The organism is Pseudomonas sp. EYE_354, assembly GCF_023148575.1.
In the GTDB taxonomy this organism is placed as follows: domain Bacteria; phylum Pseudomonadota; class Gammaproteobacteria; order Pseudomonadales; family Pseudomonadaceae; genus Aquipseudomonas.
Genome location: NZ_JAHXNQ010000011.1, coordinates 93,419 through 105,750 on the forward strand (window position 1 = coordinate 93,419; position 12,332 = coordinate 105,750).

At 60.8% G+C, this 12,332-nt stretch carries 11 protein-coding genes and 2 pseudogenes; 5 read left to right on the forward strand and 8 right to left on the reverse strand.

Annotation, left to right across the window (positions count from 1 at the left end; translation table 11 throughout):
- Window positions 1-2 precede the first annotated feature (2 nt).
- Complete coding sequence (locus tag KZX66_RS16640) at window positions 3-1,349, reverse strand: glutamine synthetase family protein (protein WP_248081335.1); 1,347 nt, start codon at window positions 1,347-1,349, stop codon at window positions 3-5.
- Between the two features lie 11 nt (window positions 1,350-1,360).
- Window positions 1,361-1,918 carry an XRE family transcriptional regulator gene (locus KZX66_RS16645; protein WP_248081338.1) on the reverse strand — a complete coding sequence of 186 codons (558 nt, stop codon included), beginning with the start codon at window positions 1,916-1,918 and terminating at the stop codon, window positions 1,361-1,363.
- 182 nt (window positions 1,919-2,100) lie between these two features.
- On the opposite strand from KZX66_RS16645, the gene KZX66_RS16650 reads away from it, so the two are divergent.
- Complete coding sequence (locus KZX66_RS16650; RefSeq protein WP_248081341.1) at window positions 2,101-2,409, forward strand: RcnB family protein; 309 nt, start codon at window positions 2,101-2,103, stop codon at window positions 2,407-2,409.
- Between the two features lie 76 nt (window positions 2,410-2,485).
- Window positions 2,486-3,679, forward strand: coding sequence for an MFS transporter (locus KZX66_RS16655; RefSeq protein ID WP_248081344.1), 1,194 nt, complete (start codon window positions 2,486-2,488; stop codon window positions 3,677-3,679).
- Here the strand turns inward: KZX66_RS16655 and KZX66_RS16660 are convergent.
- From KZX66_RS16660 to KZX66_RS16675, 4 genes and pseudogenes are all read right to left on the reverse strand, one after another.
- Window positions 3,642-3,914 (reverse strand): DUF1652 domain-containing protein, encoded by a 273-nt coding sequence (locus KZX66_RS16660; protein WP_248081347.1) that lies wholly within the window; start codon window positions 3,912-3,914, stop codon window positions 3,642-3,644. The two genes, KZX66_RS16655 and KZX66_RS16660, sit on opposite strands and share 38 nt — an antisense overlap.
- A 104-nt stretch (window positions 3,915-4,018) precedes the next feature.
- Window positions 4,019-5,515 carry a helix-turn-helix transcriptional regulator gene (locus tag KZX66_RS16665; RefSeq protein ID WP_248081350.1) on the reverse strand — a complete coding sequence of 499 codons (1,497 nt, stop codon included), beginning with the start codon at window positions 5,513-5,515 and terminating at the stop codon, window positions 4,019-4,021.
- Between the two features lie 277 nt (window positions 5,516-5,792).
- Window positions 5,793-6,920: pseudogene (locus KZX66_RS16670) on the reverse strand (hypothetical protein).
- Between the two features lie 44 nt (window positions 6,921-6,964).
- A complete protein-coding gene (locus tag KZX66_RS16675; RefSeq protein ID WP_248081352.1) occupies window positions 6,965-7,852 on the reverse strand; it encodes a nitrilase family protein in 888 nt (295 codons plus the stop codon).
- A 245-nt stretch (window positions 7,853-8,097) separates the two neighbouring features.
- Here KZX66_RS16675 and KZX66_RS16680 point away from each other — a divergent pair, with 245 nt between their 5' ends.
- The 3 genes and pseudogenes from KZX66_RS16680 (at window position 8,098) to KZX66_RS16690 (ending at window position 9,655) form a co-directional block, all read left to right on the forward strand.
- Entirely contained in the window at window positions 8,098-8,442 is a 345-nt protein-coding gene (locus KZX66_RS16680) for an FKBP-type peptidyl-prolyl cis-trans isomerase (RefSeq protein ID WP_248081354.1), read from the forward strand.
- Between the two features lie 15 nt (window positions 8,443-8,457).
- A pseudogene (locus tag KZX66_RS16685) lies at window positions 8,458-8,711 on the forward strand (GNAT family N-acetyltransferase); the annotation flags it as partial.
- 50 nt (window positions 8,712-8,761) lie between these two features.
- Window positions 8,762-9,655 carry a GNAT family acetyltransferase gene (locus KZX66_RS16690; protein ID WP_248081356.1) on the forward strand — a complete coding sequence of 298 codons (894 nt, stop codon included), beginning with the start codon at window positions 8,762-8,764 and terminating at the stop codon, window positions 9,653-9,655.
- A gap of 192 nt (window positions 9,656-9,847) precedes the next feature.
- Here the strand turns inward: KZX66_RS16690 and KZX66_RS16695 are convergent, their stop codons facing one another.
- Window positions 9,848-10,867: a branched-chain amino acid aminotransferase gene (locus tag KZX66_RS16695; protein ID WP_248081358.1), complete on the reverse strand. Its 1,020-nt coding sequence runs from the start codon at window positions 10,865-10,867 to the stop codon at window positions 9,848-9,850.
- Between the two features lie 82 nt (window positions 10,868-10,949).
- Window positions 10,950-12,329, reverse strand: a complete 1,380-nt coding sequence (gene lpdA, locus KZX66_RS16700) for a dihydrolipoyl dehydrogenase (protein ID WP_248081360.1) — start codon at window positions 12,327-12,329, stop codon at window positions 10,950-10,952.
- Between the last annotated feature and the right edge of the window lie 3 nt (window positions 12,330-12,332).

A 12,332-nucleotide genomic window follows, 5' to 3' on the forward strand; every position in this document is an offset into this window, starting at 1 on the left:
AGTCAGAGGAACCAGCGGTATTCCCGCGCGTGGATCTCTTGTTGGAAGGCCAGATGATCCTGGCGTTTGTTCTCGCAGTACACGTCGACAAATTCAGCGCCCAGCTTATCGCGCAACACCGCTTGATGCTGCATGGCGCGCACGGCGTCGAGCATTTCCACGGGGAAAGCGGTGCCGCTGGTACGGTCCTCGTTCAGGGGCGCGATGGGCTCCTGTTTGGTTTCAAGGCCATGCTCCAGACCGACGAGAATCGCCGCAAGCACCAGGTACGGGTTGGCGTCGGCGCTGGCCAGGCGGTGTTCGATGCGCAGGTTACGGGGGTCGGACTCAGGGATGCGCACACACGCATCACGGTCTTCAAAGCCCCAGCAGGCGCGGGTAGCGGCGTTGACCGTGCCGCCCAGGCGGCGGAAGGCATTGTGGTTGGGCGAGAAGATCGGCATGCAGTGTGGCAGCAGGTCCAGGCAACCGGCCACGGCGTGGCGCAGCGGTTGCTGCTGATGGGCGGCCAGCAGGTTATTGCCGGCTGCGTCGTAAAGGCTGACATGCACATGCATGCCGCTGCCGGGAAATTGCAGGTAGGGCTTGGCCATGAAGCTGGCGCGATAACCGTGCTTGAGCGCCACGCCACGGGTGCTGCGGCAGAACAGGGCGGCCCAGTCGGCGGCGCGCAGGCCGTCGTCGAGGTGGCCGAAGTTGATCTCGAACTGGCCCGGGCCGAGTTCGGCGGTGATCACGGTGATATCGATGCCCTGGTCTTTGGCGGTCTGCGCCATGTCGTCGAGCACTTCGCTGAAACGCGACAGGCGTTCGATGTGCAGGGTGGGCTGGTCGTCGGCATCATCGCTTAACGGGTCGCGGGCACATTGCGGCAGGCCGTTGTCGAGCTTCTTGTCGAACAGGTAGAACTCCAGCTCGAACGCCACCACCGGGTGAATGCCCTTGTGCTGCAGGCGCTCGAGCACCTTGGCCAGGACTTCCCGAGGTTCGAATTCGATGGGTGCTTCGGTGCCATCGGAGGTAATCAGCATCTGCCCCAACGGTTGCGACTCCCAGTTCACCGGCTTCAGCGTGCCCGGTACCAGGCGGCGGTTGGCGTCCGGGTCGCCGTCGTTGAAACAGTAATCGCCGATCTTGAACAACCCGCCTTGTGCGCCCAGCAGCACGGCGTTTTGCGGCAGCTTCAGCGGGCTGCCGGCGGCGACCTTTTCCAGCATCTCGATCGGGTAACGCTTGCCGTAGAAATGCCCGGGAATGTCCAGGGCGATCAGGTCGACGTAACGCACGTCGGGATGGTGCTGGCGAAAGGTCCGTACTTCGGCCAGTAACGTGGCGGCATGGCTTTTCACGGGTGCAGCTCCTAGTTGTAAACCCACAACACGCGGGCGGGCAGGTCAGTCAGGTTGGCGTAGCGGCAATGGGCGAAGCTGGCCAGATGGAAGCTGTCGCCTTGGCGCAGGGTGACCGCGTCGGCCTCACCTTCGACCCACAGCGTCAATTCACCCTCCAGCACGAAACCAGCCTGTTCGGCACGATCGCTCATGGTCTGCTCACCGCTGTTGGCGCCGGGGGCGAGCAGGCTGTCGAGCATCGAGAACGCGCCGTTCATGCTGGGGGAGACGAGGATGTCGGTGATCCCGTTGGCGTAATACACAGTGCGCCGTTCGTTGGGGCGGGTGATCCAGTCCACGGCCTTGGGTTTGGGTTGGCTGTAGAAGTAGGTGGTGGGCACGTCGAGGGCATGGCTGATGGCGGTCAAATCCGCCACCGTCGGGCGCGACAAACCGCGCTCCACCTGTGACAGGAAACCCACCGAGCGCTCGATCTTGTGTGCCAAATGGGCCAGGGTGAGCTTCTTGTGCTTGCGCAGGTCGTGGATCAGCGCGGCGAGGGTGGCGAGTTCTTGTTGTTGGTTCATGAAATTTATATCGAATAATTTCATGAAAAATTACAGGATAAATTTCACGCAGGCAATGACTGAAGCGTTGTGCGGGAGAACCGTCGCCATTCCACGTCAGCGCAGCGCCTGCAGTTTGGCTGAATGATTGCGCTCACCCGCGGTCGGAACCTGGGTACGCGTCATTCATTGAAGGAGCACCCATGAAGTCCAAGTCCCTCGTTGCTTGTGTTTTAGTCGCCGCCAGCCTGTCCACCGCCAGCTTTGTGGTCCAGGCCGGTGATACGCCCCAGGAAACCGTGCAGCCTTCCAACATCAACGCCCGTGATTTGAAGGAAGGCGACCGCGCGCCGGATGTCCTGATGCGCAAGGAATCGGCGGTCAGCGACTGGAAAAAGCGCGGCCTCAAACAACCCGAAGAAGAAAGCCAATGGGCGCGGGTCGGCGATAAATACGTGCTGCTCAAGACCACCAACGGCACCATTCTGGAGATCACGCCGGTCAAGAAGTGAGCCTCCTTTTTGTCTTGTGCTTGCGTTAAGGTAACCGGCCGCAACGGTCGCGTTACCTTCCAGGAATGAGAGCAGGATGCTTGCCACAATAAGAAACTACCCGCGCACCGTAAACCTGTTGCTGTGCGCCACGTTGCTGCTCACGCTGGCCAAGGCCATCACATTTCCATACCTGGTGATCTACCTCACCCATCACTTCGCCCTCGACATTACCCAGGTCGGTCTGGTGATCGGCAGTTCGCTGATCGTCGGCTCGTTATTGAGTGTGTATGGCGGCTTTCTGGTCGACCGCATCAACAGCTATCGGCTGTTGCTCGGCCTCAGCGCGCTGTTTGTGCTGGGGTTTATCGGCACCGTGTTGGCCACCCATATCTGGGCGTTCTACAGCTGCCTGATCCTGATCAACCTGGCCTACGCGGTCATCGATATTGCGGTCAAGGCCGGTTTCGCCAGCCTGTTGCCGGAAGACGCCCGCAGTGAAGTGTTTTCCATCAAGTACACCCTCACCAATATTGGCTATGCAGTCGGGCCGTTTTTTGGCGCGATGATCGCCAACGTCGATATCAGCCTGCCATTTGTGCTCTCGGCGTTGTTGGGCGCGGGGTTTTTCGCGCTGTATTGGCGCTGGGGTGACCGCACTTTGACTACCGTCGACGTTGCGCAAAAACCGGTGTCATTCCTCGCCGTCGGCCGCGTGCTGCTGCGCGACCATCGGCTGGTGTGCTTCACCCTTGGCGGCGTGCTCAGTGCGGTGGTGTTCGGCCAGTTCACCGCGTACCTCTCGCAGTACCTGGTGACCACTACCACGGCGCAATACACCTACACCGTCATCAGTGCGGTGCTCACGACCAACGCGGTGCTGGTCATCGCCTTGCAGTACGTGATTGGTCGGCGCATCTCGCACCGTCACCTCAGCCAGTGGCTGATGCTCGGCTTGAGCATGTTTATGTTCGGCTTGATCGGTTTTGCGCTGTCCACCAGCGTGCTGTGGTGGGTGCTGGCGATGGCGGTGTTTACCGTAGGGGAAATCATCGTGTTTCCGGCCGAGTACATGTTTATCGACCGGATCGCCCCGGACCACCTGCGTGGCATGTATTACGGGGCGCAGAACCTGTCCAACCTGGGCGCGGCGCTGGGGCCGGTCTTGTGTGGGCTGGTGTTGGCCAGCTTCCCGGCCCACACCATGTTCTACATGCTGGGGGCATTTATCGTTGGGGGCGGGGTGTTCTATTTCATTGGTTCGTCGTTGAAGGCGAATCCTTCAAGGTGAGCGTGCCCACGCTATTGCTTTGCAGCTCATAGCGCAGTTCTTCGACCATTTTTTCCACTTCTTGCGGGGTCTGCAGCCGATTGGTGCTGATCCCGGTGACCACCAGATCCACCCGGCCGGTTTCGGCGTCGTAGACCTTGAGGGTCAAGGACGCGTCCCGGCACAGGGTGAATTCGCAGGTCAACGGCGACAAGCCTTCTTCGATGCAATTTCGCAGTTGGGCGAGGGTAAACATGCAGATTCCTTCAGGGCGTTATACGTCGACGCCTTAAAGGTTATTGATCGAACCGTCGCGCCATAAGGCGAATTCGCACTAGATGCACTAGTGCATTTGCACTCTCACGGCTTGTTTTTCAGGCGCAGGTCCCCAGCAAAAAGCCCGCGTTCACGGGCCCAGACCATGGCGGCGCTGCGGCTGTGCACCCCCAGCTTGGAGTACACCGTGGCCACATGGTTACGCACGGTGTTGGGCGCCAGCTTCAGGCGCGAGGCGATTTCTTTGTCGGCCAGGCCTTCGCAGATCAGACCCAGCACATCGCGCTCGCGTGCAGTGAGGTCGGTAAAGCTGACGTTTGGCAGGTTGGGGCTGTTGACGCTCTTGGCGTTGGCCAGTTTTTCGATCAGGGTCTGGCTGAACCACGAGGCGTCCTGCATCACTTCCTCGATGGCCGACACCAGCTCCAGTTCCGAGCGTTTGCGTTCGGTGATGTTCATCAGCACTAGCAGGTAGCAGGGCACGTCCTGGATGATCACGGTGTCGGCGGACACCACGCAGTCGATCACCTCGCTGCCTTTTTTGCGCACCTTGAGGTCCTGGCCGTCAAGGTTGCCGGCTTTTTCCAATGTGGTGAACAGCTGCGCGCCGGCCGTGGGGCTGTCGATAAAGTCGATGTCTTCGATGGATTTACCGATCAGTTCTTCGCTGATATAGCCCGTGATGCTCATAAAGGCTTCGTTGACGTCCACCACTTGGCGATTGGCGGCATTGCACACCAGGGTCGGTACCGGCGTGAGACGAAATGATTTGGCAAAGCGTTCCTCACTCTGGCGCAGGGCGATTTCCGCTTTGCGGCGCGGCTCCAGGTCCATGAACGAAAACAGCATGCAGTCTTCCTCGTTCATGTCCAGCGGCTGGCCGGCGACGATCACCAGTTTGCTGCCGCCTTCAGGCAGCCTGAGCTCGGCCTGCATCTGCGGGATGGTCGCGCCTTCGCCCAGGCGCTGAATGGCCAGGTCCTTGCGCTCGGCCTGTTCCAGCACATCCAGCTCATACACCGACTTGCCGATGACCTGGTCGCGGTTGTAGCCGGTCATTTCCAGAAAACCCTGGTTCACCTTGATGTAGCGCAAGTCGCTCAAGCGGCAGATCACCGCCGGCGCCGGGTTGGCGTTGAAGGTTTTTTCGAAACGTTGCTCGGCGCTGGCCCATTCGGTGGCATCGCTGAGCACCAGCACGAGTAACTCCGGCTCACCGTGGGAGTCGGTGATCACCAGGCTGCGCAGGCGGTGGACCCAGGTTTTGTCCGGGTCGGCGGTGGGCGTGACTTCCACCACCACGTCGCTGAACTCATCGCCCGCCGCCGCACGCGCCAACGGGTAGTTGTCCAACTGCACCGGATGGTTATTGCGATAACGCAGGGCGAAACGCTCGGCATACGCCTGGGTGTTGGCGCCCAATGCCTGTACATCGTCCACGCCGTGCATCGTCAGCGCGGCTTCGTTGGCCCACAGGATGGTCTGGTCAACCTCTGCAAGAATGATCCCATCGGACAACCCGGAGATGATCTGTTGCAGTTGGCGGCGGTTGGTTTCTTTGGCGAGCACATCCTGGGTCATGGGTTCTCCTTGGGGTGTTGGGCGCTTGGGAGTACGACACCTGGGCGTGAGGATAGTGCAGAGAACTTGCCGGGCATGGGGTGCGAATGCACCCGATGAGGCGGCGTGTCTGCGTGGATGCAAGCACGCGAGTGCCACCCTCAACCTTCGCCGCCGAGGAGCCCGAGGGCGTGGTGGTTAAGGATGTGAGGCTTGCCTGCGATAGATGACGCTCACGCTGCAGTCTGCAAGCGGATAGAGCCCGGCATGGCAGGCAAGCCTCAGGTTATGCGGCTAATCAACCCACCAGAGGCACTATCATCAAGGTGCTCAGGGCCATTGAAAGTACGTTGCCGATGTAGGGGTGAACGTACGGGGGTAATCGCCGAGCCAGGGCATAGGCCAACGGCGGTGCAATCAATGCACCGAACAGTGCGCTTGAGGCCATCACGGTCCAACTCCCGCCGTAGGTCAACACTGCTGCGGGCACCACCGAAACCAGTGGCACGTAGGTGGGGTACCAGCCGTGTTTGATCCATTGAGATCGCCAGATCACCACGCCGATGGCAGAGGTCAGCGCCTGCGCGCCCACCAGGTGCAAGATCAGACCGGAACCGTAGCCGGGACTCATCGGGTTGAGCGCATATGCCAGCAATACTCCCGCCAACAAGCCCAGGCTCGCCAGCTCATTGCCGAAGAAGGGCGCTTCGGAAAAGTCTGCCAGCACGCGACGCAGGCTCCATGCCACGCCGTATGTGGGTGGCTGTGCCGGGCTCGGTTTACTGGGGGCGATGTAGTCCGATCGTACCAACGCCGGTATGCGTCGACAGAGCAGAAACGCAATGACGCTGCCGACCGCCATCCCCAGCACATTGCCGATCACGATCGGCAGCGCCAGCGGTACACACACATAGTTGACGATCAATAAGCACGCCGGGGTGACCAGTACCGCCCCCAACACCGCACCATTGACCGCCACCTTCCAACCGCCGCCGAACATCAGCACCATCGCTGCCGGCAGTGACACGAAGGCTGCAAACGTGGGTTGCCAGGTCTGCGCGGTGACGCTCCAGCCCCACAATAGGTTGCTCAGCAGCAGCCCCATTAACGAACTGGTTATCAGCCATGGCCAGAGTCCAGTGCCATAGGCAATGGAAAAGCCTTGTCAGGCTTTACCGCGTTTGCTCGCCCACCACGCCAGATACGCTCCGGACAGCAGCCCCAGGGACGCGAGTTCGTGTTTATAGAAGGCGACTTCGCTGATGTCCCCCACGATCCAGCGCAGCCATGCGGCAGGATGGGGCAGGCTTGTCAGCAACTCGTTTTAGCCGGGCCAGGCACCACCGTGACTGATTGAAACCCAGAGCACCAGCAGCAGGCTCAGCAAGCCGAGGACCAGCACAGCCGTTTCCGCGCGTGAACGCATGGCTGTGGTCTTGGAAAATGACGTCTCCGTTGTTCGCCCTCCGATCAGCGCGGCAGGGCAGGATGCTGGGAATATCCAAGCATCTGATCGTAAAGGTCATTGCGACGGTCACGTTGCAGGTCGTTGAGGCTGTTCCAGATCGGCGCGCTGCGGGCGCTGGTGATATCGATGTCGGCGAACAGGATCTCCTGCCGATTGGCCGACGCCACCGTGCCTATCGGCCAGCCATTGGTCCCGGCGATCAACGAGCAACCCAGGTAGCGCGCGTCTCGCTCTTCACCGATGCGGCTGGCGGCGGCAATGAACACGTTGTTGACGTGGGCGGCGGTCATCGTGAGGTAGGACGCCATGCATTTGCCCGCGTCGTCGAACAGCGGTGGTGGGGTCCACACCCAATTGTTCAGGCTGCAAATGATATCCGCCCCTTGCTGGCTGAGAATACGCGGGACTTCCGGGAACCAGATATCCCAGCAGATCAACAGGCCAATGCGCCCGATGGGGGTTTCAAACACGGGAAAGCCCACATTGCCAGGGGTGAACCACAGCTTCTCCAGGTTCCATAAATGGGCTTTACGGTATTTCCCGATAAACCCTTCTGGCCCCACGAGCACCGCGGTATTGAACAACTGCTTGCCCTCGATCTCACTCAGGCCAGCCACCAGATAGACTTGATGCGTGCAAGCAAAATCGGCCCAGGCTCTGACGCTGTTTCCCTCGGGAACCTCCTCTGCGTGGTCGAAAGCGTCCTGGCGACTGCTGAAGAAATAGCCGCAATTGGACAGTTCGGGCAATACGATCAAATTGGCGCCGCCGTTTACGGCTTCTGTTGCCAGCGTCAGCGTTTGACGCAGGTTGTTGGCTTTGTTGGCCATGCCGACCTGCGGGTCAAGTTGAATAACGGCAACGCGCGCGGGGCTATTGGGTTCGATCATGGGTGTGACCTCTTATTGTTATGCAACCGACGGTGGTTGAGTGTTTATAAGAGGCGACACGATGTTTAATGGGTAGTCAGACGGTTCCTATTGTGTTGTCGTCTGTTTCTGCGGGCCAGGGCGACGTGCTCCAAAACGGAATGCTCATTGCGCCTACTTCAAAAGGTGGTCTGCCGCGTGTTTCTGTATTATTCGTTGCCGTTTCCGGGAAAACCCCACCCTCTGCGTATTCAACGAGAACACCCATGACCCCCAACGAACTTCAAATCACCGACATCCGCCTGGGCGACGGCAAAGCCGTGGTCAAGGGCGCGCTGATCACTACCCAGTACACCGGCACGCTGGAAGATGGCACGGTGTTCGATTCGTCGTGGGCGCGGGGCAAGCCGTTCCAGTGTGTAATCGGCACCGGACGTGTGATCAAGGGATGGGATCAAGGCTTGATGGGGATGCAGGTGGGGGGCGTGCGCACGTTGTTTGTGCCGGCGCACTTGGCATATGGCGAGCGTTCGATGGGTGCGCATATTACGCCCAACAGCAATTTGCGGTTTGAGATCGAGCTGCTGGAAGTGCTGACACGGGATGAATGAGCACGGCTGAGCGAGATGGATATCAAGTGTACCCGCGAGAACGTTCGGGTCGTTGAGCTGGGGATTGGCGATGAGGCCGAGCTTCAGGTTTTTTCGAGCGTGCGGCGGATTACTTCAGCGCCGTCAACGGCGAGCCCGCGAGGCCAACCGAAGCGCGTGAAGAGTTGCAGCACCCCTTGCCGCCAGGTTGGCGTTGCAGCCGCAGGTACTGGCTGGGTTACCGCGATGCACACGAGCAACTGGTCGCCGTGGTGAACATCGCGGCGGATTCATAGTGGTAGGGTAACGGTCATCAAATCTGATTGAGGAAGGAGAGCCAATGTCGACCGCCGTTCGTCTCGCCCAGCCCACCGATGCCCAAGAAATAAGCCAGGTTATTCTGGCGGCCTTGCACAGCAGCAATGCGCGGGATTACGCGGCGGATGTGATTGCACGGGTCGCGCGTAATTTCACGCCGGAGGCGGTGCTGGAACTGCTCAAGCGCCGCCTGGTGCTGGTGGCGATGCAGGATCAAGTGATCGTCGCCACTGCGGCGCTGGATGGGCATGTGGTGCGCTCGGTGTTCGTCAACCCGGCGCTGCAAGGGCAGGGCATCGGCCGCTTGCTGATACTCGACATTGAGCTGCGCGCCCGCGAAGCCGGCGTGACGGTGTTGAGCGTGCCTGCTTCGCTGACGGCCGAACCCTTCTACACCAAGCTTGGGTTCCATACGGTGCGCGACGTCTACCATGGCAACGAACGCACGCTGGTGATGGAGAAGACGTTGTTATCCCGCCATCCCATCGGGCCGTATCGCGACCGTGCGCACCGCGCGCAAGTGATTGAGTTATGGCGCGAGGCATTTGGCTATGACACTGCCCATAATCTGCCAAGCCTGGCGATCGACAAGAAGCTGGCGGTCAACGACGGGTTGTTCTTTGTGGCAACGGACAAAAAAGCCGTGGTCGGTACGGTGCTCGCCGGGTACGACGGGCATCGTGGCTGGCTGTATTCGGTGGCGGTGCGCGCAGATTATCGTCGGCACGGTCTGGGGGCCTCGTTGGTGCGGCATGCGGAACAGGCGTTGACCGCTCTGGGGTGCATGAAGATCAACCTGCAGATCACCAGCGGCAATGATGCGGTGGTGGGCTTCTACGAGGCGCTGGGGTATGGGATGGAGCCGAGGATCAGCATGGGCAGGAAGATTGCGGAGAATATTCCGCGTCAGTCTTGAGAATGCCGATAGGAGATGGGGGAAGGGAGCTGCGGGCCAGGTTCACTGGGGAACCCGTGGGGCTGCTTTGCAGCCCAGCGCAGGGCAAGCCTGCTCACCACGGGGTGAGTGTGTTGACCACAGGGAAAGTGTGTTCAGCACAGGGCAAGCCTGCATTGCAGCAAGCCTGCCCCCGGGCTTTTGCGTCGTTGCTTAGACTTTGACGATCCAACCCGCTGGCGCTTCAACGTCGCCGGTCTGCACACCGGTCAGCTCTTTGTAGAGCTTCTGGGTGATTGGGCCCACTTCGGTCTCGCTGTGGAACACGTGCAACTGACCGTTGTACTGGATGCCGCCGATCGGCGAGATCACCGCAGCGGTGCCGCAGGCGCCGGCTTCTTTGAAGTCGGACAGTTTGTCGATGAACACTTCGCCCTCGACCACTTCCAGGCCCAGGCGGGTCTGGGCCAGTTCGATCAGCGACAGGCGGGTGATGCCTGGCAGCACCGAAGGCGACTTCGGCGTGATGAACTTGTTGTCGTGGGTGATCCCGAAGAAGTTGGCCGAGCCGACCTCTTCGATTTTCGAGTGGGTCATCGGGTCCAGGTAGATCGCGTCGGCAAAGCCGGATTTTTTCGCTTCCGAGCCCGGCATCAGGCTGGCGGCGTAGTTGCCACCGACCTTGGCGGCGCCGGTGCCCTGCGGGGCGGCACGGTCGAAGGTGGAGATCTGGAAGTTATGGGGCACCAGGCCGCCCTTGAAGTAGGCGCCGACTGGAATGCAGAACACCGAGAAGATGAACTCCGGCGCAGTGCGCACGCCAATGTTGTCGCCGGTGCCGATCACGAACGGGCGCAGATACAGCGCGCCGCCGCTGCCGTACGGCGGGATGAACCGCTCGTTGGCCTTGACCACTTGTTTGCAGGCGTCGATGAACGCGTCGGTCGGCACATGCGGCATCAGCAGACGGGCACAGCTGCGCTGCATGCGCGCGGCGTTCTGGTCCGGACGGAACAGGTTGATCGAGCCGTCCTTGCAGCGATAGGCCTTCAGGCCTTCAAAGCACTGCTGGCCATAGTGCAGGGCAGTGGAGCCCTCGCTGATGTGCAGCACGTTGTCGTCGGTCAGGGTGCCGTCTTGCCATTCGCCGTTTTTCCAGGTCTGGAGAAACCGCTTGTCGGTCTTGATGTAGTCAAAACCCAGCTTGTCCCAATTGATGCTCTCGTTACCCATGACACCCTCTATCTTTGGTCAAGTCGGTTTTTTTCTGAATGGGCGCAACAATACTTCATAAGCCGGTGCCTTAGCACCCCCTTCAAAGGTGCAACGCGTGACCCAAGGCCCGCAGCGCGGCTTCCTGTACCGCCTCACCCAAGGTCGGGTGGGCGTGGATGGTGCCGGCCACGTCTTCCAGGCGTGCGCCCATTTCCAGGCTCAGGCCGAAGGCGGTGGACAGCTCGGACACACCCACCCCCACGGCCTGCCAGCCCACGATCAGGTGGTTGTCACGTCGCGCCACCACCCGCACGAAGCCGGTTTTCGACTCCAGGGTCATGGCCCGGCCATTGGCGGCGAACGGGAAGCTCGCCACGATGCAGTCCAGGCCCGCGGCCGCTGCCTCGTCCGGGGTCTTGCCGACGACCACCAGTTCCGGGTCGGTAAAACACACCGCCGGAATCGCCGCCGGGTTGAATTCGCGGTGTTGACCGCTGATCAGTTCGGCAACCATTTCGCCCTGGGCCATGGCGCGGTGCGCCAGCATCGGTTCGCCGCTCAGGTCGCCGATGGCATACACATTGCGCATGCTGGTCTGGCAACGGCTGTCGATCCGGATCGCCGCGCCGTTCATCTCAAGGTTCAACGCTTCGAGGTTCCAGCCCAGGGTGTTGGGTTTGCGACCGACGGCCACCAGCACTTGATCGGTCTCCAGCGACAGTGTGTCGCCATTGGGGGCACGCACCTGCAGGCAGTTGTGCTCGAAACCGGTCACGCTGTGCTTGAGGTACAGCTTTACGCCCAACTGCTTGAGGGATTCGTTAACCGGCTGCGTCAGCTCCGCGTCGTAGGCCGGCAGGATACGATCCTGCGCCTCGACCACGCTGACCTCGGCCCCCAGTTTGCGATAGGCAATCCCCAGCTCCAGGCCGATGTACCCGCCGCCGACCACGATCAGGCGCTTGGGCACGCGGGTCGGCGCCAGGGCTTCGGTGGACGAGATGATCGGCCCGCCAATCGGCAGCATCGGCAGGTTGACACTGGTCGAACCGGTGGCCAGCAGCAGGTGCTCGCACTGAATACGCTGGTCGCCGACGTCGACGGTCTTGCCGTCTACCACCTTGGCCCAGCCGTGAATCACCTGCACTTTATGCTTCTTGAGCAAGGCGGCGACGCCCGTGGTCAGGCGGTCGACAATGGCGTTTTTCCAGGCCACGCTTTTGCCGATGTCCAGGGTCGGCACGTCCACTTCGATGCCCAGTGCCGAGCCCTGGCTGTGGTGCACGGTCTGCTGGAATTGCTCGGCCACATGGATCAAGGCCTTGGACGGAATGCAACCGATATTCAGGCACGTGCCGCCCAGTGCCTGGGCTTCTACCAGGATGGTCGGGATGCCCAGTTGGCCGGCGCGAATAGCCGCCACATAGCCGCCAGGGCCGCCGCCGATAATCAGCAGCGTTGTGTGCAATGTCTGCGTCATGCC